The sequence below is a fragment of the Tardiphaga sp. 37S4 genome (assembly GCF_021044645.1).
GTDB lineage: Bacteria > Pseudomonadota > Alphaproteobacteria > Rhizobiales > Xanthobacteraceae > Tardiphaga > Tardiphaga robiniae.
Genome location: NZ_CP088008.1, coordinates 5,599,290 through 5,625,631 on the forward strand (window position 1 = coordinate 5,599,290; position 26,342 = coordinate 5,625,631).

General features: G+C 61.4%; 21 protein-coding genes. 12 read left to right on the forward strand and 9 right to left on the reverse strand.

Annotated elements, in window-relative coordinates; genetic code table 11:
• Positions 1-100 precede the first annotated feature (100 nt).
• A complete protein-coding gene (locus LPB73_RS26605) occupies positions 101-1,435 on the reverse strand; it encodes an MFS transporter (RefSeq protein ID WP_089263383.1) in 1,335 nt (444 codons plus the stop codon).
• Between the two features lie 178 nt (positions 1,436-1,613).
• Between LPB73_RS26605 and cyoA the strand changes: the two genes are divergently transcribed.
• The 7 genes from cyoA (at position 1,614) to LPB73_RS26640 (ending at position 8,636) form a co-directional block, all read left to right on the forward strand.
• Positions 1,614-2,780, forward strand: coding sequence for a ubiquinol oxidase subunit II (gene cyoA, locus LPB73_RS26610; protein WP_414716917.1), 1,167 nt, complete (start codon positions 1,614-1,616; stop codon positions 2,778-2,780).
• A gap of 14 nt (positions 2,781-2,794) precedes the next feature.
• The gene (cyoB, locus tag LPB73_RS26615) at positions 2,795-4,819 is read left to right on the forward strand and encodes a cytochrome o ubiquinol oxidase subunit I (protein ID WP_231078730.1); all 2,025 of its coding nucleotides are present in this window, start codon (positions 2,795-2,797) and stop codon (positions 4,817-4,819) included.
• On the forward strand, positions 4,816-5,448 hold the full coding sequence (cyoC, locus tag LPB73_RS26620) for a cytochrome o ubiquinol oxidase subunit III (protein ID WP_089263389.1): 633 nt from the start codon (positions 4,816-4,818) through the stop codon (positions 5,446-5,448). The genes cyoB and cyoC overlap by 4 nt, the downstream gene beginning before the upstream one ends.
• On the forward strand, positions 5,445-5,834 hold the full coding sequence (cyoD, locus tag LPB73_RS26625) for a cytochrome o ubiquinol oxidase subunit IV (protein WP_093757703.1): 390 nt from the start codon (positions 5,445-5,447) through the stop codon (positions 5,832-5,834). The genes cyoC and cyoD overlap by 4 nt, the downstream gene beginning before the upstream one ends.
• A 110-nt stretch (positions 5,835-5,944) precedes the next feature.
• Complete coding sequence (locus LPB73_RS26630) at positions 5,945-6,655, forward strand: SURF1 family protein (RefSeq protein ID WP_305801563.1); 711 nt, start codon at positions 5,945-5,947, stop codon at positions 6,653-6,655.
• A gap of 174 nt (positions 6,656-6,829) precedes the next feature.
• Positions 6,830-8,113, forward strand: coding sequence for an ATP-binding protein (locus tag LPB73_RS26635; RefSeq protein WP_231081259.1), 1,284 nt, complete (start codon positions 6,830-6,832; stop codon positions 8,111-8,113).
• A complete protein-coding gene (locus LPB73_RS26640) occupies positions 8,103-8,636 on the forward strand; it encodes a response regulator transcription factor (RefSeq protein ID WP_231078731.1) in 534 nt (177 codons plus the stop codon). Before LPB73_RS26635 ends, LPB73_RS26640 begins: the two co-directional genes overlap by 11 nt.
• A 39-nt stretch (positions 8,637-8,675) precedes the next feature.
• Here LPB73_RS26640 and LPB73_RS26645 read toward each other — a convergent pair whose 3' ends face one another.
• The 4 genes from LPB73_RS26645 to LPB73_RS26660 all read right to left on the reverse strand — a co-directional run bounded on the left by LPB73_RS26645 (position 8,676) and on the right by LPB73_RS26660 (position 12,813).
• Positions 8,676-10,061 (reverse strand): amidohydrolase family protein, encoded by a 1,386-nt coding sequence (locus tag LPB73_RS26645; RefSeq protein ID WP_231078732.1) that lies wholly within the window; start codon positions 10,059-10,061, stop codon positions 8,676-8,678.
• A 67-nt stretch (positions 10,062-10,128) separates the two neighbouring features.
• Positions 10,129-11,154 (reverse strand): ABC transporter substrate-binding protein, encoded by a 1,026-nt coding sequence (locus LPB73_RS26650; RefSeq protein WP_231078733.1) that lies wholly within the window; start codon positions 11,152-11,154, stop codon positions 10,129-10,131.
• A 27-nt stretch (positions 11,155-11,181) separates the two neighbouring features.
• Entirely contained in the window at positions 11,182-11,955 is a 774-nt protein-coding gene (locus tag LPB73_RS26655; RefSeq protein ID WP_231078734.1) for an ABC transporter permease, read from the reverse strand.
• A gap of 3 nt (positions 11,956-11,958) precedes the next feature.
• Positions 11,959-12,813: an ABC transporter ATP-binding protein gene (locus LPB73_RS26660; protein WP_231078735.1), complete on the reverse strand. Its 855-nt coding sequence runs from the start codon at positions 12,811-12,813 to the stop codon at positions 11,959-11,961.
• 165 nt (positions 12,814-12,978) lie between these two features.
• Here LPB73_RS26660 and LPB73_RS26665 point away from each other — a divergent pair, with 165 nt between their 5' ends.
• The gene (locus tag LPB73_RS26665) at positions 12,979-13,680 is read left to right on the forward strand and encodes a GntR family transcriptional regulator (RefSeq protein ID WP_414716830.1); all 702 of its coding nucleotides are present in this window, start codon (positions 12,979-12,981) and stop codon (positions 13,678-13,680) included.
• 14 nt (positions 13,681-13,694) lie between these two features.
• Here LPB73_RS26665 and LPB73_RS26670 read toward each other — a convergent pair whose 3' ends face one another.
• Positions 13,695-15,089, reverse strand: a complete 1,395-nt coding sequence (locus LPB73_RS26670; RefSeq protein ID WP_231078737.1) for a PLP-dependent aminotransferase family protein — start codon at positions 15,087-15,089, stop codon at positions 13,695-13,697.
• A gap of 275 nt (positions 15,090-15,364) precedes the next feature.
• Between LPB73_RS26670 and LPB73_RS26675 the strand changes: the two genes are divergently transcribed.
• The 4 genes from LPB73_RS26675 (at position 15,365) to LPB73_RS26690 (ending at position 20,143) form a co-directional block, all read left to right on the forward strand.
• Positions 15,365-16,675, forward strand: a complete 1,311-nt coding sequence (locus tag LPB73_RS26675; protein ID WP_231078738.1) for a hydroxymethylglutaryl-CoA reductase, degradative — start codon at positions 15,365-15,367, stop codon at positions 16,673-16,675.
• 165 nt (positions 16,676-16,840) lie between these two features.
• Positions 16,841-18,079, forward strand: a complete 1,239-nt coding sequence (locus tag LPB73_RS26680; protein ID WP_231078739.1) for a CaiB/BaiF CoA transferase family protein — start codon at positions 16,841-16,843, stop codon at positions 18,077-18,079.
• On the forward strand, positions 18,079-18,837 hold the full coding sequence (locus LPB73_RS26685) for an enoyl-CoA hydratase/isomerase family protein (RefSeq protein WP_231078740.1): 759 nt from the start codon (positions 18,079-18,081) through the stop codon (positions 18,835-18,837). The genes LPB73_RS26680 and LPB73_RS26685 overlap by 1 nt, the downstream gene beginning before the upstream one ends.
• 76 nt (positions 18,838-18,913) lie before the next feature.
• Positions 18,914-20,143 (forward strand): ABC transporter substrate-binding protein, encoded by a 1,230-nt coding sequence (locus LPB73_RS26690; RefSeq protein ID WP_231078741.1) that lies wholly within the window; start codon positions 18,914-18,916, stop codon positions 20,141-20,143.
• Positions 20,144-20,209: 66 nt separating this feature from the next.
• On the opposite strand, the gene gyrB is transcribed toward LPB73_RS26690, so the two are convergent.
• The 3 genes from gyrB to LPB73_RS26705 all read right to left on the reverse strand — a co-directional run bounded on the left by gyrB (position 20,210) and on the right by LPB73_RS26705 (position 26,251).
• Positions 20,210-22,651 carry a DNA topoisomerase (ATP-hydrolyzing) subunit B gene (gene gyrB, locus LPB73_RS26695; protein ID WP_231078742.1) on the reverse strand — a complete coding sequence of 814 codons (2,442 nt, stop codon included), beginning with the start codon at positions 22,649-22,651 and terminating at the stop codon, positions 20,210-20,212.
• A 226-nt stretch (positions 22,652-22,877) separates the two neighbouring features.
• Positions 22,878-24,029: an FUSC family protein gene (locus tag LPB73_RS26700; RefSeq protein WP_231078743.1), complete on the reverse strand. Its 1,152-nt coding sequence runs from the start codon at positions 24,027-24,029 to the stop codon at positions 22,878-22,880.
• A gap of 101 nt (positions 24,030-24,130) precedes the next feature.
• On the reverse strand, positions 24,131-26,251 hold the full coding sequence (locus LPB73_RS26705) for a hypothetical protein (RefSeq protein ID WP_231078744.1): 2,121 nt from the start codon (positions 26,249-26,251) through the stop codon (positions 24,131-24,133).
• Positions 26,252-26,342: the final 91 nt, after the last annotated feature.

A 26,342-nucleotide genomic window follows, 5' to 3' on the forward strand; every position in this document is an offset into this window, starting at 1 on the left:
GAAGTAGATGCCGGTTCGCGTCAGGGAAACGAGTCAAAACAAAAAGAAAGAGCCCCGGTTCTGCTCAGAACCGGGGCTCTTTCTTCAGCGGCAGTGTTGCTTACGGCTGGATCGCCGAGGCGTCGCGGCTGGCGAACTGCCGGTTGATCGAGATCGCAAGCAGGGTCACGACCGCGCCCGACAGCAGATACACGCCCGACGAGGACAGGCCGAAGCGGCTCGACATCACCAGCGCCACGAATGGTGCGAAGCCGGCGCCGAACAGCCAGGCAAGGTCGGTGGTGAGCGCCGAACCGGTGTAGCGGAAGCGCTTCGAGAAGCTCGATGCGACCGAGCCCGACGACTGACCGAGCGACAGGCCGAGCAGGATGAAGCCGGTCACCATGAAGGCCAGTTCGCCGACGATGCCGCCGTCCAGCATCTGCGGTGCGAAGCCGCTGAATACCGCGATGGCAATCGCCGAACCGGTCAGCAGCGTGCGGCGACCGACCTTGTCGGCGACATAGCCCGACACGATCATAGCGATGATGCCGAACACGGCGCCGATACATTCGACGATCAGGAAGCGGCCGGGTGCTTCGCGGGTGAACAGGAACACCCAAGAGAGCGGGAACACTGTGACCATGTGGAACAGTGCGAAGCTCGCCAGCGGTGCGAAGGCGCCAATCACCACGGTGCGGCCCTGCTGGGCAATCGTCTCGGTGATCGAGGACGGCTCGAGTTCACGGGCTTCGAACAGCTCGGTGTAGCCGGGCGTCACCACCATGCGCAGGCGGGCGAACAGAGCGACGACGTTGATGGCGAAAGCGACGAAGAACGGATAGCGCCAGCCCCAGTCGAGGAAGTCGTCAGCGGACAGCGTGTCGACGAAGAAGGCGAACAGCGCGCTCGCCACCAGAAGGCCGATCGGGGCGCCGAGCTGCGGGATCATGGCGTACCAGCCCTTCTTGCCTTCTGGCGCATTCAGCGCCAGGAGCGAAGCAAGGCCGTCCCAGGTGCCGCCCCAGGAAATGCCCTGGCCGATACGTGCAGCAGCCAGCAGCCAGGCCGATGCGACGCCAATGGATTCGTGACCGGGCAGGAAGGCGATGGCGACGGTGGCAACGCCGAGCAGGAACAGCGCGATGGTCAGCTTGGCGCCCTTGCCCTGGCTGCGATCGATAGCTGTGAAGATCATCGTGCCGATCGGGCGGGCGATGAATGCCAGCGAAAAGATCGCAAAGGAATAGAGAGTGCCGGTCAGCGGATCGAGATAGGGGAAGACGAGCTTCGGAAATACCAGCACCGAAGCGATCGCATAGACGAAGAAGTCAAAGAACTCGGAGGTCCGGCCGATGATGACGCCAATGGCGATCTCGCCCGGGTTAACCGCTCCGTGGCCATCCGCGTGCAGAAGGCGTGCGTCCCGTTCGATCGTCGATGACGTCTGCGCCATTTTTTCTATCCGTCGGTGGTGTGTTGAAGGTCATGCAATCGACGCCCAAAGGGCGACGTGAGGTTGACGATTTGTCGCGAACCGCGTCTTCGGACCATTGGACAAATTGTCCAATGTTGCCCTGCAGCAAATACGCCTAACCGTGCGCGCGAACGGACATTATGGAATGGGTAACACCTTGAGCCGCCTACGGATACTCCTTCTGCTGCCCTTGGTTGCCTTGCTGGGCGGATGCAATTTCGTCGTGATGAATCCTGCGGGTGACATCGCAGTGCAGCAACGCGATCTCGTGGTCATTTCCACGGTGTTGATGCTGCTGATCATCGTGCCGGTGATGGCCCTGATCGTGTTCTTCGCCTGGAAGTACCGGCAGTCGAATGCTGATGCGAAATACGAGCCGGACTGGGATCACTCGACCCATCTCGAGCTCGTCATCTGGTCGATGCCCCTCCTCATCATAATCTGTCTCGGCGCCGTGACCTGGTCCAGCACGCATCTGTTAGACCCGTATCGTCGGCTCGACCGGATTGCGCCCGGCAATGCTGCGAGCCTTCTTGAGCCGCTGCAGGTCGAAGTCGTCGCGCTCGACTGGAAGTGGCTGTTCTTCTACCCGGAATACGGCATTGCTACGGTCAATGAACTGGCCGCGCCGGTCGATCGTCCGGTGCGCTTCAAGATCACTGCTTCGTCGGTGATGAACTCTTTCTATATCCCCGCGCTCGCCGGCCAGATCTATGCGATGCCCGGCATGGAAACCAAGCTGCACGCGGTCATCAACAAGGCTGGCGTTTATGACGGCTTTTCGGCGAACTATAGCGGCGCCGGCTTCTCCGGCATGCGCTTCAAGTTCCATGGCGTCGATCAGGCCGGCTTTGATGCCTGGATCGCCAAGGCCAAGGCGAGCAACGAGACGCTGAGCCGCGAGGCCTATCTGGATCTCGAAAAGCCCAGCGAGAATGTGCCGGTTCGTCTCTATAAGGAAGTCGCGCCTGACCTCTACAAGGCGATCCTAAACATGTGCGCCCAGCCCGGCAAGATGTGCATGAGCGAGATGATGGCGATGGATGCGAAGGGTGGCCTCGGCCTCGCCAGCGCCCGCAACATTCTGCCGCTGAAATACAATATCTCGATGCTCGACGGCACAAGCTCGACGAAGAACTACGTCGCCAGCGTCTGTACCCTTGCCGAGGCCGCACGCGAAGCAGCCGATCACCGCTCGACGACGACTCCACTCGACCCGACACCGGTCACCGGTGCCGGTCTCGCGCGCCCGGGTGCCGCCCCCGCGCCGTTCAATTTCACGCCTGCGCCGCCGCCTGCCGAGCGGCGCGCTTCCAACACCTGATCGGGTCGATCTAAATGTCTGATACAGCCGCACTGGCAAATACCGGGCTTGCGAAGTTCATCTTCGGCCGCCTGACACTTGAGTCGTTTCCATATCATGAGCCGATTCTGGTCGCGACTTTCGCGATGGTCGCGCTCGGCGGCATCGTGCTGCTCGGCGCGCTGACCTATTTCAAGCTGTGGGGCTATCTCTGGAAGGAGTGGTTCACCAGCGTGGACCACAAGAAGATCGGCATCATGTATATGGTGCTGGGCATCGTCATGCTGCTGCGCGGTTTCGCCGACGCGATCATGATGCGCGCCCAGCAAGCCATGGCCTTCAACGGCTCCGAAGGTTTCTTGCCCGCCCATCACTACGATCAGGTGTTCACGGCGCATGGCGTGATCATGATCTTCTTCGTCGCGATGCCGCTGGTCACCGGCCTGATGAACTACATCGTGCCGCTGCAGATCGGTGCGCGCGACGTGTCGTTCCCGTTCCTGAACAATTTCAGCTTCTGGATGACCACCGGTGGCGCCATCCTTGTCATGATGTCGCTGTTCGTCGGTGAGTTCGCCAAGACCGGCTGGCTGGCTTATCCGCCGCTATCGAACATCGGCTACAGTCCGGATGTCGGCGTCGACTACTATATCTGGGCGCTGCAGGTGGCCGGCGTTGGCACGACGCTGTCGGGCATCAACCTGATTGCGACCATCGTGAAGATGCGTGCGCCGGGCATGACCATGATGAAGATGCCGATCTTCACCTGGACCTCGCTCTGCACCAACGTCCTGATCGTCGCGTCCTTCCCGATCCTGACCGCCGTGCTCGCGCTGCTCTCGCTGGATCGTTACGTCGGGACCAACTTCTTCACGAACGATCTCGGCGGCAACCCGATGATGTATGTGAACCTGATCTGGATCTGGGGCCATCCGGAGGTTTACATCCTGATCCTGCCGCTGTTCGGCGTGTTCTCGGAAGTGACCTCGACCTTCTCGGGCAAGAAGCTGTTTGGCTACACCTCGATGGTCTACGCCACGCTGGTCATCACGATCTTGTCCTATCTGGTCTGGTTGCATCACTTCTTCACCATGGGCTCGGGCGCCAGCGTGAATTCCTTCTTCGGCATCACGACGATGATCATCTCGATCCCGACGGGCGCGAAGATATTCAACTGGCTGTTCACAATGTATCGCGGCCGCATCCGGTTCGAACTGCCGATGATGTGGACGATTGCCTTCATGCTGACCTTCGTGATCGGCGGCATGACCGGCGTTCTGCTCGCAGTACCGCCGGCCGACTTCGTCCTGCATAACAGCCTGTTCCTGATCGCTCACTTCCACAACGTGATCATCGGTGGCGTGGTGTTCGGCATCTTCGCTGCCATCAACTTCTGGTTCCCGAAGGCCTTCGGCTTCAAGCTCGATCAGTTCTGGGGCAAGGTCTCGTTCTGGGGCTGGGTCCTCGGCTTTTACTTCGCCTTCATGCCGCTCTATGTGCTTGGTCTGATGGGCGTCACCCGCCGCCTGCGCACCTTCGACGATCCGTCGCTGCAGATCTGGTTCGTCATCGCCGCCTTCGGTGCGGTTCTGATCGCGATCGGCATCGGTGCTTTCCTCGTCCAGATCGCCGTCAGCATCTGGAATCGCGAGAAGCTGCGCGATACCACGGGCGATCCCTGGAACGGGCGCACGCTGGAATGGGCAACGTCGTCGCCGCCGCCGGATTACAACTTCGCTTTCACCCCGGTCATTCACGACAATGACTCGTGGTGGGACATGAAGCGCCGCGGTTATACGCGCCCGCTGGAGGGCTTCAGGCCGATCCATATGCCGAAGAACACCGGCACCGGCGTGATCCTCTCGATCTTGGCCACGGCGATGGGCTTCGCCCTGATCTGGTACATGTGGTGGCTCGCGGCCCTGAGCTTCGTTGCCATCGTCGGCGTCGCGATCTTCCATACCTTCAACTACAACCGTGACTTCCACATTCCGTTGGAGGACGTCATCCGTACCGAAGGCGAGCGTACGAAACTTCTCGCAGTGCAGGCCGCGTCATGAACGTACCGACCCAAACGATAAACGGCACTGAAGTGCCGGTCTTCTACGTCGTCGATGAACACGATCATCCGGCCGGTTCCAGCACCATGCTGGGCTTCTGGCTCTACCTGATGAGCGATTGCCTCATCTTCGCGATGCTGTTTGCTACCTTCGGCGTGCTCGGCGGTAGCTATGCCGCGGGGCCGGGGCCGAAGGATTTGTTCGACCTCAAGCTCGTCGCGCTCAATACCGCGATGCTGCTGTTCTCGTCGATCACCTACGGCTTCGCGATGCTGGAAATGATGAAGGGCAGAGTGAAGTCGACCCAAATGTGGCTCGGCATCACCGGCCTGTTCGGCCTCGCGTTCCTCTGCATCGAACTCTATGAGTTCCATCACATGATCCACGAAGGTGCTGGCCCCTGGCGGAGCGCCTTCCTGTCGTCCTTCTTCACGCTGGTAGGCACCCACGGCCTGCACGTCACCTTCGGCATCATCTGGCTGGTGACGCTGATGGTGCAGGTCGCCCGTTTCGGCCTGATCGAGGCGAACCAGCGGCGGTTGATGTGCCTGAGCATGTTCTGGCATTTCCTCGACGTCGTCTGGATCGGCGTCTTCACCTTTGTTTATCTGCTGGGAGTGCTGCGATGAGCGCCGATGCACATGCCGCGCACGGACATGGTCACGATGACCACGGCCACGATGACGGCCGCGACCATGGTTCGTTCAAGTCGTATATGACTGGCTTCGTCCTCTCGGTCATCCTTACCGCCATTCCATTCTGGCTGGTGATGACGGGCGCGATCGAGAACAAGAACTGGACCATCGCGATCGTCGTTGCGTTCGCTGTGGTGCAGATCGTGGTTCACATGGTCTACTTCCTGCACATGAACACGACGTCGGATGCCGGCTGGACCATGATGGCGCTGATCTTCACGATCATCATCGTCGTGATTGCGCTGAGCGGTTCGCTCTGGGTGATGTACCACCTCAACGTCAACATGATGCCGGTTCACGACATGAGGAATATGCCCTGATGGCCACGGCGCGCGCCAACGACGGGATCGTCGTAGGCCGCCCGGCCAGACAGGAGTCGTCTGAATCGAAAATGGAATCCGGGCGGTCGCCACGTAGCGCGACAACCCTCATGGTGCTGGGCCTGCTGGCACTGCTCGGTATCGCGGGATTGACCGCGCTGGGCATCTGGCAGGTCGAACGCCGCGCCTGGAAACTGGATCTGATCGCACGTGTCGATCAGCGCAGCCACGCCGCGCCCGAAGCTGCACCCGGGCCTGCGGCGTGGCCTGCGATCAATCGCAATGACGATGAATATCGTCGCGTCAGCGTCACCGGGCGGTTTGTGCCGGGCGCCGATACTCTGGTGCAGGCTGTCTCGGATCTCGGCGCCGGTTTCTGGGTGCTGACGCCGCTGCGCACCGAGGCCGGATACGCTGTGCTGGTGAATCGGGGCTTCGTCAGCCCGGACGAGCGCAAAGCCGACGCATTCGCGGCGCCCGCGACGCTGGTGTTGGTGACGGGCCTGTTGCGCGTCACCGAACCGAAGGGCGGGTTCCTGCGCTCAAATGATCCCGCTGCCCAGCGCTGGTATTCCCGCGACGTCGAGGCGATTGCCGCCAGCCAGACGCTCGGCGCCGTCGCCCCCTATTTCATCGATTCCAATGCCGCGCTGGACGCACCGGGTCAGCCCCATGGCGGCCTGACCGTGATCGCCTTCCCGAACAACCACGTGGTCTATGCCATCACCTGGTTCGGCCTCGCTTTGATGCTGGCCGGCGGTGTCCTGTTCGTCGCTTACGACGAGTGGCGGATTCGGAAAAAATCACTACCTCGCGTATGACGTCTTGGATGATGCGCCGGTCCGATTGAGGCTGGCCGATCAAGCTGACGGGGCGAGATGCCGGGTTTGGGAGCAGAGAGCAAGGTGGGCACACCAGACGTCACAGGCGTCAGTGCGGTTGCCGGATCACCAGTCGACGCGACGGGTGTCACCACACCCGTTGCAGTCACGGCTCTGCCGCTCGACGAGACCACCAATATTAAGAACATCAATCTGCTGATCCAGTTGCGCTGGATCGCAGTAGTCGGGCAGGTCCTGACCATCGGCTTCGTGCATCTGGTGATGGGCATTTCGCTACCGCTGATGGCCATGGTCATGGTCCTGTGCGGCTCAGTATTCCTGAACGTCATCAGCCAGGAGTGGCTGCGCCAGCAGACCGACGCGCGTGACCGCGAACTGCTCCTGCTTTTGCTGCTCGACGTCGCGGCGCTGACCGCCCAGCTTTATCTGAGCGGCGGCGCCACAAATCCATTCATATCGCTCTATCTCCTGCAGGTTACGCTCGGGGCGATGTTGCTAAATGGTCGCTCGACCTGGGTCGTCGTTGTTGTTGCCTGTCTGTGCTTCGCCGGACTGATTGTATTTCATCGCCCGCTGGCGCTACCGGAAGCGCTGCGCGACGATCTGTTCGAGCTGCACATTATCGGCATGTTGATCTGTTTCGTGCTCGACGCGGCGCTGATCGTCGTTTTCATGACGCGCATTGCAGAAAACCTGCGCGAGCGCGACGAGGGTCTAGCAGCGCTGCGTCAGCAGGCCGCGGAGGAAGATCATATCGTGCGCATGGGCCTGCTCGCCTCCGGCGCTGCGCATGAACTCGGTACGCCGCTGGCGTCGCTGTCGGTGATCCTGAGCGACTGGCGCCGGATGCCGGAACTGGCAGGCAATCCGGAGCTAATGGAAGAGATCGCGGAAATGCAGGCCGATGTGCAGCGATGTAAATCGATCGTCACTGGCATTCTGATGTCGGCCGGCGACATGCGCGGCGAGGCGCCGGTTGTGACGACCGTCAATGGTTTCTTCGGCGAACTGGTCGAGGACTGGCGCGGTGCGCGCTCGATCAACACGCTGGTCTATGAGAATCGGTTCGGCGAGGACATGCCGATCGTGTCGGACTCGGCGTTGAAGCAGATGATCTTTAACGTGCTCGATAACGCCAACGAGGTATCCCCGCTCTGGGTTCGCCTCGCTATCGAGCGCGATGGCGATTCGCTGGTGCTGAAGGTCAGCGACATGGGACCGGGTTTCGCCAAGGAGATGCTGGCGAATTTCGGCAAGCCGTATAATTCAAGCAAAGGCCAGTCCGGGCGCGGGCTCGGTCTGTTTCTGGTGGTCAATGCTGTCCGCAAACTGGGCGGCACAGTAGTGGCGGAGAACCGGCCCGTGGGCGGCGCCCTGGTGTCGTTGTCACTTCCGTTGTCCGCCCTCGCGGTTGGAGCGCGCAAACATGTCGGATGAACGTCTGCTGGTCATTGTCGAGGATGACGAGGGTTTCGCGCGCACGCTGAAGCGATCGTTCGAGCGTCGCGGTTACACCGTGCTGCATTCCGAGGGCTTCGAGACCTTGACCGAGGTGCTCGGCGACAAGGTGCCGGGCTATGCGGTGGTCGATCTCAAGCTCGGCGGAGCCTCGGGCCTGGCCTGCGTCGAGGCGCTGCATGCGCTGAGCCCTGAGATGCTGATCGTAGTGCTCACCGGCTATGCCAGCATTGCCACGGCGGTGGAGGCGATCAAGCTCGGCGCGTGTCATTACCTCGCCAAGCCTTCGAACACCGACGATATTGAGGAAGCGTTCCAGAAGGCGACCGGCGATGTGCAAGTGGCGCTCACGGAACGTCCGACCTCGATCAAGACGCTGGAATGGGAACGCATCCACCAGACGCTGGTGGAGAGCGATTTCAACATTTCGGAGACGGCGCGCCGCCTCGGCATGCATCGCCGCACGCTGGCACGAAAGCTGGAAAAACGTCAGGTGAACTGAAGCCGCGGAAGGTTTGGTGAGCTAGCAGCGCCCCCGCTGCTAGCAACACCCCTGTTGCCGGAACCAGTGCGACACGGCGCTTTCGAACGGTGCCCAGGCGCGTTCGAACGCCTTGAACTGGGGCACGCTCTTGCGATAGAGCCCGCGCAACTCGGTCTCCATGGCCTCTAGGTCGACGCCGGTCGGCTTGCCATCGCGGCTGATGGTGCGCCCGTCGACCACGACATCGCGGATGCAGCTCGTATTGCCGCGCGCAAACAGCATGTCGATCGGATCGACCGGCATGATGGCATCGCGGTCGAGCTGACCGATATCGAGTGTCACGAAATCAGCGGCTTCTCCGGCGGCGAGCATGCCCGATCCCGGCGCGCCGATCGACTTCCGGCCGTTGCGGACGGCGAGCGTGAGAAACTCCGCACGACTCCATGTGCGGTCGAAGCCGAGGCCGTCATGCGCTATCTGCACGAGACGCATTTCGCGGATCGCATCATCGTCCTCGTCGAGGGCGACACCGTCGATGCCGACGGCGATCGGGCAGCCACGGCGATGCGCATCGGCAATCGGCGCAAGACCGGAATGCAGATGGAGATTGGAGCTGAAATTCGTCACGATGGTCGCGCCAGACTCGGCGATCATATCGAGTTCGTCCGGCCGGGCATGGATGCAATGGGCCAGCGTCAGCCGGTTCGATAGCAGGCCGATATCTTTCAGATAGCGCACAACGCGGCCCGGAAAGGCGCGATCGGCCCATTGCCGCTGATAGATGGTCTCAAGAAGATGCATGTGCACGCGCCGGCCGGTCGCGGCGGAGCGCTCGGCGATGGCTTCGAGCAGCGCAGGCGAGCACCACTGGACGCCGGCCGGACCGTATTGCACATCGATCATCGGACCAGCGATGGCTGCATGAATGGCTTCGACACGGTCGAGATATTCGGATGGTGTCGGGCTCGGACGAATGAACATGTCCTGGATCGTGCTGCGATCGTCCTCGGGCAATGCGGCAAGCACGTCGGCGCTATCGCCATAGACGATCGGGTTCTGGTCGCGTACGGCCAGCGCGAAGGCCAGCCGGATGCCGACATCGCTCGCGGCCTTTGCGATTGCGATCGACTCATCGACGATCGGCATCTTGCCGCTCGGCCGGGTATAATGAATCATCGCGCCGCCGCAGCCTGCGCGCGCCGAACGGGCGAGCGAGACAGCGGCGACGAGATAGGGATCGGGCGGTGTGCCGAAGGCTGACCGTGCGATCCATGATTCCAGCGGCATATCGGATGCGCCGAAGGATGTCATCGATGGACGCGCGTGGTCGTGGGCGTTGACCAGTGCGGGGATGATCAGGTGGTTTGTCTGCGGCGAAATATGCGCGCCGGCCGAGACGCTCGTGATCAGACCATCCGCATGGTGGATGCTGGCCTGAGGCACGAGGCCTCGATCTGTGCCGGTGAAAATATTCGTCGCAGACAGGATCCCGTTCATCCGCGTGCAAGCCTTAGTTCGCCGTATAGACCAGTTCGCGATCCCCGCGCGCCGGCAGGAATTCGCGCGAGAATACTTCCTTCGGGGTCGGGGTGCGCTTCAAGTCGTAACCTTCGACGACCATGCCGATGGCACGGGTCATGCGGTCATCCTTGATGTCGCCGACGCCGATTTCCTTCATCTCGGGGGAGACCATCAGCTTATCGAAAGAATATTGCAGGCGGCGCTTCTCGACGGGGACATCGACGAGGTTGTCGAAGGCGACGACCGACGCCATGCCGGCGTTCTGATCCTTGGCGACGGCGATGTTAGCCTTGTTGATGGCGCGGACCAGACCGGCAACGGCCTTCGGGTTCGAGGCCAACAGCTTCTGCGACACCATCACGCCGTTCGAATACAGGTCGAGGCCGAATTCACCGAACGAGAACCACCTGTAGTCCTTTTCGGGATCCTGGCGGTTCAGGACGAGGTTGAAGTAGCTGGTGATGTTGAACACGAGGGCAGCGTCGATGTCGCCCTTGATCAGCATCGGCTCCTGCAGATTGGGCGCCATGTTGGTGACCTTGATCTTGTCGCCGGCCAGACCGTTTTTTTGGATGAAGACCGGCAGCAGACGGGTCGTCGGCGTGCCCTGCGCGCCGCCGAGCGTGTGGCCTTCGAAATCCTTGATCGTTTTGATGCCGCTGGTGTTCTTGGTGACGATCGAGAAGGGAGGCTGGTTCCACATCATATAGACCATCACCGGCGCGTCCTGTGGGCGCGTCGAGGAGTTCTGGATGATGGCATTGACGTCGCCGAAGCCGGCATCCCAGGCGCCGGACATGATACGGGTCACGGTCGCGCCCGAGCCTTCGCCCTGATCGATGACAACGTTCAGGCCCTCTTCCTTGAAGTAGCCCTTGTCCTTGGCATAGAAGAACGCCGCGTCACTGCCCTGGGTTTTCCAGCCCAGCGTGAACTTGATGGTCGTCTCCTGAGCGAGGGCGGACCCTGTGAGCAGGACGCTGCCGACTGCGAGGGCGGTCAATCTCTTCAACATGACATTCTCCTGGTTGATGTGGGTGGATTAGGTCGCAACGAGATCGTTCTTGCGCGTGGCCCAGCCGGTCACACGCGCCTCGATCAGAGAGAAAATGACGTAGAGCGCCACGCCAAGGATCGCGAGAATGAACAGGCAGGCGAACACCAGCGGGACGTTGAAGTTCGACGATGCACTCATCATCACATTGCCGATGCCGCGATTCGACGCGACGGTCTCGGCCAGAACGGCACCGACAAAGGCGTAGCTGACCGCGACTTTCAGCGAGGCAAAGAAGAACGGCATGGTGCGCGGCAGGCCGACATTCCAGAGAATGTCCATCTTGCTGGCGCCGAGTGCCTTCAGCACGTCTTCCAGCTCCGGTTCGGTGGTGGCGAGGCCGGTCGCGATATTGACGACGATGGGGAAGAAGCAGATCGACAGTGCGGTCAGGATCGCAGGCACGGAGCCCGAACCGAACCACAGCACGAAGATCGGCACGACGGCGACTTTCGGAATCGACGAGAAGCCGACCAGCAGCGGATAGGCGGTGTCATAGGCGACTTTCGAGACGCCGATGACCGCGCCCAGCACCACGCCGAGGCCGACACCAAGGACGAAGCCGGCCATGGTCGTGCCGAGGGTCTGTAGAATATGCGGCCACAGGATCGGGAAGCGCGTGATCAGCGTCGCAATGATTTCCGTCGGACGCGGAAGAACCAGATCCGACACGCCCGACATGGCGCAAAATAACTGCCATCCGACGAAGAAGATGACGATCAGTCCGAACGACCAGAGTTTTTGACGCAGGCCTACACTCATGACCTATGCCTCCTGCGCTTCGGGAGCGCTGCTCCGGGCGTTGACGATGAGTTCACGCAGGCGCTGATTGAGTGCGACGAAATCAGGCTCGAAAGTCATGGGGATGGTGCGCGGCCGTGGGAAATCCACCGGCCTGTCGTCGAGGATGCGGCCCGGTCGTGCGCTCATCACGCAGATGCGGCTGGCCAGGAAGCCGGCTTCGCGGAGGTCATGCGTGACCAGCAGCACCGTCGGTTTGTGTTGCAGCCAGAGGCTCTGCAGGATCGACCAGAGTTCTTCCTTGGTGAACTGGTCGAGCGCGCCGAAGGGCTCGTCGAGCAGCAACATGCGCGGCTCATGGATCAGCGCGCGGCACAGATTGGCCCGCTGCAGCATGCCGCCGGAAAGCTGCCACGGATACTTCTTGCCGAAATCCTTGAGGCCCACTTGCGTCAGAAGCGCGTGTGCCTTGTCGAGAAACGCGCCTTTGCGTTGCTGTCGGTATTGCGACCGGAACGGCTCGACGATCTTGAGCGGCAGCATGATGTTCTGCTCGATGGTCAACCAGGGCAGCATGGTCGGGTTCTGGAACGCCATCCCAATCCGCAACGCCTTCGCGGCGACCTCACGCCCGCCGACGATGACGACGCCGGTGGTGGGGCGGAGCAGATTGCTGACGAGCTTGAGGATCGTCGACTTGCCGCAGCCGGAGGGGCCGACAAGGGCGAGGAATTCGCCGTCGCGAATGCTAAGGTTGGTCTCGGCAAGCGCCGGCGTGGCGGTCGGGCCGCGGCCGAACGTTACCGAGGTTGCTGACAGTTCAATGGCGGTCGGTCTTCGTTGGCCCTCGGTAGGCCCATTTTCTTGCATACTTGTCATGGCGATAAGTGCATGCAATTGGGGTGCCACTTGAGTCCAAGGCGAAACGTTGTCATTTTACGTTCGCTCACCATTCCCTGAGGAATTATTGGGCAGCCACTCTCCTCGATTGCATGCACTTCGGGCACGGCCCAGAGTGGTCAAATCGCGACAGGTTCGATCTGAATGCCAGAAGTGCCGAATTCAAAAGACAAGGTTGGGGTGATCTGCCGCGCGCTGCGGCGGGCGATCATCGAGCAGGCTCTGGAACCCGGCGCCAAGCTTCCCGAGGACTCCTTGGGTGAGCGCTTCGGCGTCAGCCGTACCATTGCGCGCTATGCACTCGGGCAACTGGCGTCCGAGGGGCTTGTGGAGCTGCGACGTAACCGCATCGCCGTGGTCGTGACGCCGAGCTGGCAGGACGCGCGCGACATCTTCGACATCCGGATGGATCTCGAACGGCTGATCGTCCGCAAGATCGCCGGCAAGCTCAGCAGCAGCCAGATCGCGCGCCTCAAGGCGCATGTCGAAGCGGAGCGTGAGGCGCATGACGGGCCGAACGCCGTGTCCATTCGCTTAGCGACTGAATTTCACATCATGCTGGCGTCGATGACCAACAGCCCGGTGCTGGTCCGCTATGTCAGCGAGATCGCCTATCGCTGCTGTCTGACACTGTCGCTGTTCAGTCGCCCGCATTCGTCGGAATGCGGCATCAGCGAGCACATAGCGATCATCGAAGCGCTGCAGGAGGGCGACGCCAACAAGGCGATGTCGCTGATGCATTCGCATCTGGACTCGGTCGCCAACCGCGCGCTGGTGGAGCCGACCCCGGCGCGGGGCCGGGATCTGCTGGATGTGCTGGCTCCCTATACCGAGGAAGCGACCTGAAGGCGTCGTGGCGTCTATTGCAGCCGGCGCAGCAGAAATTCGTAGAATTTTGGATTGTCCGCCCGCGACACATTGATCCTGATCGCTCGCGCCAGCGGACTGTTCTTGTCGAGGCAGAACAGGCTTCCCGGCGCGATGAAGATGCTGTCCTTCGCGCCTTCGCGCGCCAGCGCCATGTCGTCGATTCCGTCGGGCAGCAGCAGATACAGGTAATAGCCCGTGCGTGCGTCGGCATAGAGCTGATGTCCGCCGCGCACGAGATTGGCGCGCACCTGGCCCATGGCGGCTTCACTCCGCTGTCCCAGCCGCTTCAGGTGCCGTTCATAGTGGCCGTCCGCGAGCAGCCGGTGCAGCAGCCGCTCCACATGGCCGGAACTGTTGACAGTGGTAAGCATCTTCAATTCGGCCAGCGTCGCGATGCGGTCGCTGCGGGCCGCGATGAAGCCCGATCGCAGGCTTGCCGACAGCGTCTTCGAAAAGGTCCCGATCGAGATCACATTGTTCAACTGATCGAGCGTCGCCAGCCGGCTGTTCACCGCCATCGGCAGATCGGCAAACGGGTCATCCTCGACGATCACGAGGTTCGATCGCATCGCCGTCTGAAGCACCGCATGCGCCACGGGCAGCGTGATCGATCCTCCGGTCGGATTGTGGCCAAGCGACTGCGTGAAAAACAGCTTCGGCCGCTCCGACTGGATCTTTGCGGCGAGGTCGTCGACATCCGGCCCATTCGCCAGGCGGCGAACGCCGACGATGCGAACCTGCGCCAGCGTGAGCTTTGCGAACAGAGGATAATAGCCGGGCTCGTCCACCAGCACTGTATCGCCAGGCGACAGCATCGCGCGGATGATCAGGTCGAGCGCGTGATTGGCTCCGAATGTGAGCAGAAGCCCGTCTTCCTTCACCGCGATTTGCCGGGCTTGCAGCCGCAATGCGATCTGTTGTCGGAGCGGCAGGAAGCCGAGCGCGGAGCCATAGGCATCAGCGGCGGCCGGCAGGATCCGTCCGGTCCCGCTCAGATGGCGCTTGATCTCCGATTGCTCCGTCCACGACGCCGGCGGCCGTCCGTCGCCGACGCGGATCTCGAAATTCTGCGAGAGCTGGGCACTTAGCAGCGATGCGATGTCGACGGCTTCGCTCACGTGTTTCGGTCGCCCCCCATCATCGCCGCGATAGATGACCACGAAACCGGAGCCGGCCTTTGCTGCGACGAGATTGCCAAGCACCAGCCGGTCATAGGCTTCGACCACGGTGTTCTTCGACACGCCAAATTCCCCGGCGGCCTTTCTGATCGAGGGCAGGCGGTTGCCTTCCGGCAATGCGCCGGAGAGGATTTGCACACGCAACCGGCCGGCCAAAGTCTCGGCCAGCGTTGTGCCGCGGTCGGACGGATCACGAGAAGCGGTCAAGCAATGCCTCCAGGTGCAGTGCTGGACGGTCCATCAGAACCGTACCTTTCTCCAAGAGCGACAAGATTGAATTCAATCGTCCAGTCTCATGTCTTCGCGCAGATGGACCTGGTCTGCGTTCCATTTGCACGGAAGAATGCTGCATCCGCGAATAGAGAGGTCATATCGCCATGGGTACAGTCTAGGACAATATTTCAGAACTGTCTCTTTCGGACGTCATCCGCGGATGCCTAACGTGCCGCCAACAGAAGACCCTGTGTGTGGGAGGCGCCGCAATGGCCGGTTCGAAGTCGGGTGAACAGCCCGGAAAGATCAATTCGCGTTTGGAAAATCTGCGCAATCTCGCGCCTGCCGAAAGGCTGGACCGTGTGATCGACGCGACCTCGCTCGGTGATACCGAGCGCGCGGCCTTCGGCCCCGGTGCGCTGCCGCTCGAACTCGCCAATGGCATGATCGAGAATGTTATCGGCACGTTTGAACTGCCGGTCGGTATCGCCACCAATTTCACCGTGAACGGCCGTGACTACCTGATTCCGATGGCGGTCGAGGAGCCGTCGGTGGTGGCCGCGGCGTCCTATATGGCGCGCATCGTTCGCAAATGCGGCGGTTTCCAGACCTCAAGCTCCGCGCCGATCATGCGTGCGCAGGTGCAGGTGCTAGGCGTGACCGACGTGCACGGCGCCCGTGCGCGCGTGCTACGCGAGCGCGATGCCATCCTTGAGGCGGCCAACACCAAAGACAAGGTGCTGATCTCGCTCGGCGGCGGCTGCCGCGACGTCGAGGTGCATGTGTTCGAAAACACGTCGGTAGGGCCGATGATGGCCGTGCATCTCATCGTCGACGTGCGCGATGCCATGGGCGCGAACACCGTCAACACGATGGCGGAGACGGTCGCGCCGTTGATCGAGAAGATCACCGAAGGAACCGTGCGTCTGCGCATCCTGTCGAACTATGCCGATCTGCGTATCGCTCGCGCAATGGTGTCAGTGACGCCGGAGGCGTTGAAGACCGAGGAATATGATGGCGAGCGTATCGCCCGCGGCATCGTCGAGGCCTGTGCGTTTGCGATCGTCGATCCCTACCGCGCCGCGACCCACAACAAGGGCATCATGAATGGTATCGATCCCATCGTGGTCGCCACCGGCAATGACTGGCGCGCCATCGAGGCCGGCGCCCATGTCTGGGCCTCGCGCTCCGGCCGCTACACCTCGCTCACCAATTGGGAAATCGATGGCAAGGGCAATCTCGTCGGCACCATTGAGATGCCGATGGCGCTCGGCCTCGTCGGCGGTGCCACCAAGACCCATCCCGCCGCGCGAGCGGCCCTGAAGATACTTGGCGTGCAGAGTGCGCAGGAACTGGCGGAAGTCGCCGTTGCCGTCGGTCTGGCGCAGAACATGGGCGCGCTTCGTGCGCTGGCCACCGAAGGCATCCAGAAGGGGCACATGGCACTGCATGCGCGCAACATCGCCATCGTCGCCGGCGCCACCGGTGACGAGATCGAGAAGGTCGCGGTCGCGCTTGCCGCCAATCACGACGTGCGTGTTGATCGCGCCAAGGAAGTTCTAGAGAAGCTGCGTTCGTAAAAAGTGGAGGCGTTCTAATGCCACTTTGTGCAACGCAACTTCGTGCAGGCGTCACGCCTGCACGGCCGGCGGGTATGAAAATGTATCTTCGATACTCATGCTCTTGTACGAAAACCATGCGTGCCGATGTTGTCGGCGGACATTCGTATGGACTGGGAGGATGATGTGAACACAGCAGAAAAGATAGGTGGGCTCAAGGAGCGCAACGGTCCTCTCAAGGGCGTGACGGTGCTTGACATCACGCGTGTTGTCGCAGGTCCATTCTGCTCGATGTTGTTCGCAGACCTGGGTGCCACCGTGATCAAGGTGGAGCATCCCGGAGAGCCGGATTATGCGCGGACCTTTCCACCCTTCGTCGGCAACGACGATGAGCAACTCAGCGCGTTCTTCACACAGTTCAACCGCAACAAGAGGGGTATCACGCTCAATCTCAAATCCGATGATGGCAAAGCCCTGCTGAAGAAGCTGGTGCAGAAGGCCGACATTCTCGTCGAGAACTTCCGCCCCGGCACGATGGACAAGCTTGGCCTCAGCTACGAGGTGCTGCGCGAGATCAATCCCAGGCTCGTCTACACCGCGATTAGCGGCTTCGGCCGCACCGGACCCAATTCATCCAAGCCGGCCTATGACAATACGGGGCAGGCGGCCGGCGGGCTGTGGTCGATGAATGGCTATGCCGATATGCCGCCCGTTCGCGTTGGGACGATCATCGGCGACCTCGCCGCTTCCCTCTATGCGGCTATCGGAACGCTCGCAGCATTGCGAGAGGCGGAGAAGACCGGCGTCGGTCAGGTGGTCGATGTATCTCAGCAAGACTCCGTGCTGACACTGACCGAGAACGCCGTGGTCCGTTACACCGCGCAGAAAGAGGTCGCCTCGCCACTGGGCAACGATCATCCGTTCGTTCGGCCCTATGGCCAGTTTCCCTGCAAGGACGGTTACGTTTTCTTCGGCGGCTACACCGACAAGTTCTGGGCGATTACCTGCACGCTGTTCGGCGAGCCGGAACAGGCCAAAGATCCTGCCATCGATACGATGGAGAAGCGGTTCGATCATGCGGTGGCAGAGACCAAGGTCAAGCCGCTGCTGGAACGCTGGTTCGCGAACTACACCAAGGCCGAACTCGAGGAGATGGCCGGCGACAAGATCCCGCTCAGCGCCATCAAGACCATCGCCGAAGTGGTCGAAGATCCGCATATCGCCGCACGCAACATGATCGTCGACGTTCCGATCGCCGGAAAGCTGATCGGCATGTTCGGCCTGCCGATCAAGCTATCCGGTGCGGGACAGGTGTCGTTCGAAAAAGCGCCGCTACCTGGCGAGGACAATGCAGAGGTTCTCTCCCGGTTGGCGGATGTCACGGCGGCCGAACTGGTGCGTCTCAAGGCGTCGGGAGCGATCTGATGGCGATTGATTTCACCAAGGACAGTCACGTCGCAACGGTCCGGATCAACCGGCCGGACAAAATGAATGCGCTGACGCTCGCCATGTATGACGACCTCGGCCGCGCATTCCACGCCATCAAGGATGACGATGAGATCCGGGCCGTGGTGCTGACCGGTGCAGGCGATCGCGCCTTCTGCGTCGGTGCTGACCTCCGGGAGTCTATTCCCGCACTTGCGGCGGACACGATCGACATCTCTGCCTGGGATCCGGCCCACATCAAGTTTCCCGGATTCTATAAGCCGGTCATCAGCGCCATTCGCGGCATGTGCATGGGCGGCGGGTTCGAGATCATGCTGGCGACGGACATCCGGATCGCGGCGCGCGACGCTGTCTTTCAACTGCCCGAACCGAAGCACGGTTTCGTGCCGGCGGGAGGCACGCTCGTGCGCCTGGTCCGGCAGATCGGCTACGCGCATGCCATGGAGATCATGCTGACGGCGGAGCGCTTTTCCGCGGATGACATGCTTGCCAAAGGCATCGTCAATCGGGTTGTCGATTCCGATCAAGTCGAACCGCTGGCCTATGAGATGGCAGCCAAGATCGCGGCACTGAGTCCGATCGCCATCCAGACCATCAAGGAAGCGGCGCTGACGCTTCAGGATCTGCCGCTCGCAGAAGCATTTCGCGTGGAGGCCGCGCTCGGTCAGCGCACCTTCACGAGTGCGGATGCCAAGCATGGCCTGGTTGCGTTTGCGAACAGAGGAAATGAGAAGTGACGATGCGATAGGTCCCTGGAGAGATCGCGCGTCGCAGGCGTATTGAAAAATCAAAAACGTAAAAGGGGTGGAGGATATGAGACGATCTGAACTGGTTGCGTGCTTTACGACGGCGATTGCCAGCGTTTTTCTTTGCACCGCTTCTGCTTCGGCGCAGAACGCACAGGTCTCGGATGGCGTCGTCCGTGTCGGCGTCATCGAGGATATGTCGGGCGTCTATGCCGACATTACCGGCAAGGGTGCCGTGACTGCGGCGCAGATGGCGGTGGAGGATTTCGGCGGCAAGGTCCTCGGTATGCCGATCGAAGTCGTATTCGCAGATCACCAGAACAAGCCCGATATTGCCGCCAACGCTGCACGCAAATGGTTCGATACCGACAAGGTCGATGCCATTCTCGACGTTGCGTCGTCGTCGCCTGCTTTGGCCGTCCTTGAAATCGCCAAGGAGAAGAAGAAGATCATCACGCTGAGCTCGCCGGGATCGACCCGGATCACGAACGAGGTGTGTGGACCCTATGTGGTTCATTGGGCCTATGACACATTCGCGATCGCGAACAGCACAGGTAAGGCGCTAGTCAGCCAGGGTTTCGATACCTGGTATTTCGTGACGGCGGACTATGCGTTCGGTCAAGGCCTCGAGAAGGACACTGGCGATGTCGTCAAGGCATCGGGCGGCAAGGTCGCCGGTGCGACGAAACACCCGGTCGGGGCCGCGGACTTCGCCTCCGTCCTACTGCAGGCGCAGTCGTCCAAGGCCAAGGTGGTGGCTCTCGCCAATGCCGGTGGCGACACCATTAATTCGATCAAGCAGGCGGCAGAGTTCGGCTTGACAGCAGGCGGCCAGAAGCTCTCGGCACTGGCCGGATTTATCAACGACGTTCACGGTCTCGGGCTGAAGGAGGCCCAGGGGCTGACGATCACCGAGGCGTCGTATTGGGACATGAACGACGAGACGCGGAAGTGGTCGAAGCGCTTCTACGGGAAGGTGAACGCCATGCCGAACATGCTTCAGACCGGCACATATTCATCGGTACTGCATTATCTGAAAGCCGTGCAGGCCGCCGGCACCGACAGCACCGAAGAGGTGATGAAGAGGATGCGTGAACTGCCCGTCGATGACGTGTTCTACAAGAACGGCAAGATCCGCGAAGATGGTCGCATGGTCCACGACATGTATCTGTTCGAGGTGAAGAAGCCGAATGAGTCCAAGGCACCATGGGACTATTACAAACTGCTCGCCACGGTACCCGCCGATCAGGCGTTTCAGCCGTTGGCGCAGTCGCGCTGCCCGCTGGTGAAGAAGTAGGATAAACGCAAAAAGGCCCGCCAGAATGGCGGGCCTTTTCAGTTTTATCTCCAGGGTGCGATACGCTTACACGTCCACATTCGCGCTGAGCGAATTGTCCTGGATGAATTCGCGGCGCGGTTCGACCACATCGCCCATCAGTTTGGTGAAGATGTCGTCGGCCTCATCGACTTCCTTGACCCGGACTTGCAGCAGCGAACGCTCATTGGTGTCGAGCGTGGTTTCCCAGAGCTGGCCGGGGTTCATCTCGCCCAGACCTTTGTAGCGCTGCAGGGCCACGCCCTTGCGGCCGGCGTCGGTGACGGCCTCGAACAGCGAGACGGGGCCGTGAATCGGGAATTCGATGTCCTTGCGGCGCAGGACACCGGATTTCGGATAGGCCTCCTGCAGGCTGCCGGCATATTCGTCGAGCTTGCGCGCATCGGCGGAGCCGAGCAGGGCGTCATCGATGAAGGAGACGTCCTTCACACCGCGAATCGTGCGTTCAAAAAAGAAGCCCTGGCCTTCGCGGAATTCACCGATCCAGCCGCGCTCGACTTCGTCGGCCAGCGCATCCAGCCGCTTGGCGATGTAGTCGGCGGCGGCATTGGCGGTGGCGAGATCAGCGGTGACCCTCGGATTGAGCACGCCAGCGATTGCAGCTTGCTCGACGACCTTGCGATTATAGCGCGAGTGCAGGTTGTTCAGCGTCGAGCGGATGACGCGGGCGTCTTCCACCAGCGCCAGCAGATCTCGGCCCGTGCGATCCTCGCCCGAAGCGAGCTTGAAGATGCAATCGTCGAGACCAGTCTCGATCAGGTAGTCTTCTAGCGCCCGTTCGTCCTTGAGGTACTGCTCGGACTTGCCGCGCGTCACTTTGTAGAGCGGCGGCTGCGCGATGTAGAGATAGCCGCCTTCGATCAGTGTCGGCATCTGGCGGAAGAAGAACGTCAGCAGCAGCGTGCGGATATGCGCGCCATCGACGTCGGCGTCCGTCATCAGGATGATCTTGTGATAACGCAGTTTCGACAGGTCGAAGTCGTCGCGGCCGATGCCGGTGCCGAGCGCCGTGATCAGCGTACCGATCTGTTCGGAGCCGAGCATCTTGTCGAAGCGCGCGCGCTCGACATTGAGGATCTTGCCGCGCAGCGGCAGCACGGCCTGGAATTCGCGGTTGCGGCCCTGTTTCGCGGAGCCGCCTGCCGAGTCACCCTCGACGATGAACAGTTCGGACTTGGCGGGATCGCGCTCCTGGCAGTCGGCCAGCTTGCCGGGCAGGGAGGCGATATCCAGCGCGCCCTTGCGCCGGGTCAGTTCGCGGGCCTTGCGGGCGGCTTCGCGGGCAGCGCCGGCCTCGATCACCTTGCTGACGATGATCTTGGCTTCGGTCGGATGTTCCTCGAACCACGAGGCGAGAGCTTCGTTGAGAACGTTCTCGACCACTGGACGCACTTCCGAGGACACCAGCTTGTCCTTGGTCTGCGATGAAAATTTCGGATCGGGCACTTTCACCGACAGCACGGCAGTGAGACCTTCGCGGCAATCGTCGCCGGTCAGGGCGATCTTTTCCTTCTTGGCGACAACTTCGGCATAGCCGTTGACCTGACGCGTCAGCGCGCCACGGAAACCGGCCAGATGGGTACCACCGTCGCGCTGCGGGATGTTATTGGTAAAACACAGCACGTTCTCGTGGTAGCTGTCGTTCCACCACATCGCGACTTCGACACTGATGCCGCTCTGTTCGGCGCGCATTACGATCGGCGTCGGCACCATCGCCTTCTTGTTGCGGTCGAGATATTTGACGAATTCCTCGACGCCGCCCTCATACATCATGTTCTCGGTCTTCTCGACCGGATGACGCAGATCCGACAATCTGATGTTGACGCCGGAATTCAGGAAGGCGAGCTCGCGCAGACGATGTTCGAGTGTCGCGAAATCATATTCGAGTGTCGTGAATGTTTCCGCCGAGGCATAGAATGTCACTTCGGTGCCGCGCCTGCCATTGGCGTCGCCGACCACCGAGAGCGGCGCCACCGCGTCGCCATGGGCGAATTCGATGCGGTGCTCTTTGTCGTTGCGCCAGACGCGAAGGATCAGCTTGCTCGACAGCGCGTTGACGACGGACACGCCGACGCCATGCAGACCGCCGGACACCTTGTAGGAGTTCTGGTCGAATTTTCCGCCGGCGTGGAGCTGGGTCATGATGACCTCGGCTGCCGAGATGCCTTCGCCCTTGTGGATGTCGACGGGAATGCCGCGACCATCGTCACGCACCGTCACCGAACCATCGGCATTCAGAATGACTTCGACGGCGCTGGCATGACCGGCCAACGCTTCGTCGATCGCGTTATCGACGACTTCGTAGACCATGTGATGCAGGCCGGAACCGTCGTCCGTGTCGCCGATATACATGCCCGGGCGCTTGCGGACGGCGTCGAGTCCCTTCAGGACCCGGATCGATTCCGCACCGTATTCGATGGGAATGGCATGCTCAGTGTCGGCGATGGGTTGCCGGGCTGGTTCAGTCATGTAGGGGCCTTCGAAGGTGTGCCGAATCAGCGCGGAAAACGGCGTCTGAATCGCTCTATTTGTGCCACGAAAGGCGCATTGCGCCTAGCGCAAAGTAACGCGCAGCAAGCTATTGAATAAATAGGTTTTTTTGGCGCCGTTTCAAGCCGATTTGAGGCCGTTTTCGTAGCCTGATTTCGCGCCTGTTCCGGGCATCGAAATGCCCCGCTTGCATGCATCCGAGAGGCTATTTGTCGGCCAGTCCCGTAGCTGGTTTGGCGGCGTTTGCCTTGAGGCCGCGCCGGGCGATCAAATGCGCGGCCAGCACGACCGGCTCCAGCAGCACCATTCCGAACAGAATGCCAAACAGGCGGTCATAGCCGGGCTCCAGGGCGGCATTGGCGTAGTTGTCAGGCACCAGCACCACGAGGAAGGCCAAAGTGAATTGCAGGCCCGCATAACTCATGGAGGGCGGGCCATTTTCGATGTGACGGCCGATCATGACGCCGAGCGCGAGTCCGATGGTCATCACGACGGGCGAATGGCGGCTGACCAGCAGGATCGCGCTGGCGAGCAGGCCGCCCGCGAGACAGCCAACCAGCCGGTTCATCATGCGCGAGGAAACCGGGCTGAGCATGCCCTCCGCCAGCGAGGCGGCGGGCACCAGCATGACTGCGAAGATCGTGATGCTGGATTGGCTGAGCGACGGGATGCCGAGCCACTGCCAGGCCCAGGGGATCAGCGCCAATGCAATGCCGCCGACCAGAGCGTGACGCGCTACCGTGGCGTGCCATTGCCGCGTCGGCTGGTCGACCGGCTTGGCGCGCAGATTGTTGTCCGGATTCGGTAGCGCGCGCCGCACTGTCCAGGTCGAGATCGCACTGACGATGACGCAGGCGGTGGTACCGGCCAGCACTTCGAGCACGCGCGTCGAGGCAAAGCGCAGGATCGGCTCGCGCGCATGCTCCATGCCTTCGATCAGCACCATCAGGAAGGTGAGGCCGGTGAATAGCCAAGCATAGGCGCGGCGGCCGACGATGGCGAAATAAAGGGTGATGCTGCCACCGATCAGAAGACCGAGACTCAGCAGCACCGGCTGGCGCAGCAGCAAAGGCGCAGCGGCAAGCGCGAGTCCTGCGCCAGCAAGCGTCCCAATCACGCGGAGGATGCCGCGCGTAAAACTTTCGGCGACATGCGAGCGCATTACCATGTAGCCGGAGAACGCGGCCCAGCCGACATTCTCCGCGCCGATGGCGTGCGACAAGACGATTGCCAGCAGCACCGAACAGATGCATTCGGCCTCATCGATCATGCGCGGCCCGGGGATCGGCAGCGAACGCATTTCGGTTCCGAACGCGCGTGCGATCCGCGACAGATGAATGGCCAAAAATACCAGCATGGCCAGATATTTATGCTGTCGAACGTGGTCTACAACAGACGATTTCTCATGGCCCAATGCAGTGGCGGACGCGCGCGCTGGCGCGCTTGCGCGCTTTGTCCTCAGTAGAGCTGCAGCGGGAGGATATCCCGACCGTCAGGGCCAACCATCAGGCCCCAGCTGTCGTTGGCTGCGACCTTGATCGTGCTGTCATGCGCGGGCTTGCCCGCGGCCTTGATCGTGACCTTGTAGGCGCCGGGCGGCAGTTCCATCGTCGGACCGTTCGGATTTTGCGGTCCGCCCACGCCGGGCGCGACCTTGATCGTCTTGTTATTGACGCTGACTGACACTTCCGCGTCACCCATATTGCCGAACAGCAGCCGAACCTTGCCCAGTGCAGGCAGGATGCCCGCCTTCGTCGCTTCTGCGGGATGGCGCACCACCAGACTGACCGTGGTCTCGTCGTTGCGGCGTTCCAGCTTCAGCATGGCCGGCCCATCGGGGGCCTTGAAGGCGAGCGTGGCGCTGTCCGGCTTGATGACAGCGCTCTTCGTGTCTTCCTGCCACTGTCGCTGCGTGAGTTCGCGTCGGTAGAACGCCAGAACCGAGTCCAGTCCCGCAGGCACAGATGCACTCAACTCATGTCTGAACGGCGCGCCGCTTGGCAGCCCTGAAGTACCCAGCGATCGCAACGTCCGCTGCTTCGGCGTGGGATAATCGGTGTCGCCATCGGACTCGAGAACCTGTTCGGCGCTCTCGGCGTTGCCCGTGGTGGTGGTGGTGGTGGCAACGGCCGCGACTGGCACGCCCTTCAGGCCCGAGCCTGTCGCCGTGACATTGACCTTCGGGCCCATCTGCATCGCCGTCATTGAGATGCTCTGCTTGGTCTTGCTGAAATTCAACACCACCATATTGGGATTGTTGATGACTGACGGCGTGCTCTTCCAGCCGAGCGCCTTCATTCCGCTGCGGTAAAAATCCGCCAGCGCGCTGACGCTTGATGAGCTGGTGAATGCGAGCCTGCCATCGGCGCCGTCGAAGTCGATCTCGCTGGCGGTGTCGGGGACGGGAATCGGTGTGCTCGAACCGTCCATCGCGCGCAACGCAGTTTCCGGCCCACGCGCGGCTTGTGCCGCTGCGCGCTTCGCATCCGCTTCGGCAATAGCCGCTTGCCCGAACGCGAGTGCATCCTTGATAAAGCGGTCGTCTGCTTCCTTCTTGGCCTTGGCGCGCGCAGTGATCACCGATGGCAGAACCTGTACGTCGATCTGCACGGTGGTCAGATCGTATTTGCGACCGATCTGCATCGTTGCCGTCTCTTCCGGCGATGTGAATGCGAGCGAGGCGCGATCGGCGGTGACGACGGTGTCCTTGCCCTGTTCGACCCAGCCCTTCTTGCCGAGTTCGCGGCGATAGAAGGCCAGCACCGGGCCAAGTTCAGCCGGGATCAGCGCATGCGCTTCACGCCTGATAGAATCCGCGCTGCCCGTGGTTCCTGCGGATTTAATGCGTTCCGGTCGCGGCAGGCCTGCGGATTCAGGGCCCGCAGCGAGATCTTGCGGAAGCGCGAAGGGCGCGACGCGAATTTCGACGCTGGTCTTGTTATCGGCGCTCCGCTGCAAGGTCAGCATCACCGGCAATTGCCGCGTGTTGCCGTCACGAGAAAAATAGACGCGCACGCCATTCGCGATCGTCTCGTCGATCTTCGCATCCGGCCAACGCGCCTCGGCTGCGCCCGCGGACAGCGGCGACCAACCCAATGTAGCGAGTTCTTTCTGAAAGAAGGCGAGCGTCGCATCAACGGTTTCAGCCGTTGTGCATCCAAGATACGGCCGCCGTTCGTCATAGACGATATCGGTCGCGCGATCGGGGAAAGGCAGGTTCACTTCCAGGCGCTGCGAGCTGTAGCTGACGCCCGACCGATCGGTTCTACTGCCGTCGCTCATAAAAGAGGCCGACACACCCTGCGCACCCTTCTTGTACCAGCGACTGCGATCTGATCCCTCGAGTGGCGGCGTGTAGGCGATCCAGCCATCGGCTGCGAGTAATTTTCCGGTGTTGGCAATGGTGTCCGCGACGTTGCCTGCGCCGAAATAGCTGGCGCTGAGATTGGGGTATTTGGTGGCTTCAGGCCGGGCCATCGCGCCTTCGATATGCGGCAGCGTTCTCACATCCACCAGGCCGTCTTCGGCACGGCAGGCCAGCGAGCCGCCGGCGATGGCGGTGCTGACGAGCAGGGCCAACAGGCAGTATCTGGCCGGGAGCTGTATCCCGCGCTTGCTTGAAAACATCACTGAAAGCCTCCGGCGTTTGCTTGCGTGCATGCAAAAGCGC

Coding starts and splice junctions, on each gene's coding strand:
- LPB73_RS26605 (WP_089263383.1), bottom strand. CDS start 1,435: ATGGCGCAGACGTCATCGACGATCGAACGGGACGCACGCCTTCTGCAC.
- cyoB (WP_231078730.1), top strand. CDS start 2,795: ATGTCTGATACAGCCGCACTGGCAAATACCGGGCTTGCGAAGTTCATC.
- cyoC (WP_089263389.1), top strand. CDS start 4,816: ATGAACGTACCGACCCAAACGATAAACGGCACTGAAGTGCCGGTCTTC.
- cyoD (WP_093757703.1), top strand. CDS start 5,445: ATGAGCGCCGATGCACATGCCGCGCACGGACATGGTCACGATGACCAC.
- LPB73_RS26630 (WP_305801563.1), top strand. CDS start 5,945: ATGGTGCTGGGCCTGCTGGCACTGCTCGGTATCGCGGGATTGACCGCG.
- LPB73_RS26640 (WP_231078731.1), top strand. CDS start 8,103: ATGTCGGATGAACGTCTGCTGGTCATTGTCGAGGATGACGAGGGTTTC.
- LPB73_RS26650 (WP_231078733.1), bottom strand. CDS start 11,154: ATGTTGAAGAGATTGACCGCCCTCGCAGTCGGCAGCGTCCTGCTCACA.
- LPB73_RS26655 (WP_231078734.1), bottom strand. CDS start 11,955: ATGAGTGTAGGCCTGCGTCAAAAACTCTGGTCGTTCGGACTGATCGTC.
- LPB73_RS26660 (WP_231078735.1), bottom strand. CDS start 12,813: ATGACAAGTATGCAAGAAAATGGGCCTACCGAGGGCCAACGAAGACCG.
- LPB73_RS26665 (WP_414716830.1), top strand. CDS start 12,979: ATGCCAGAAGTGCCGAATTCAAAAGACAAGGTTGGGGTGATCTGCCGC.
- LPB73_RS26675 (WP_231078738.1), top strand. CDS start 15,365: ATGGCCGGTTCGAAGTCGGGTGAACAGCCCGGAAAGATCAATTCGCGT.
- LPB73_RS26685 (WP_231078740.1), top strand. CDS start 18,079: ATGGCGATTGATTTCACCAAGGACAGTCACGTCGCAACGGTCCGGATC.
- LPB73_RS26690 (WP_231078741.1), top strand. CDS start 18,914: ATGAGACGATCTGAACTGGTTGCGTGCTTTACGACGGCGATTGCCAGC.
- gyrB (WP_231078742.1), bottom strand. CDS start 22,651: ATGACTGAACCAGCCCGGCAACCCATCGCCGACACTGAGCATGCCATT.
- LPB73_RS26700 (WP_231078743.1), bottom strand. CDS start 24,029: ATGCTGGTATTTTTGGCCATTCATCTGTCGCGGATCGCACGCGCGTTC.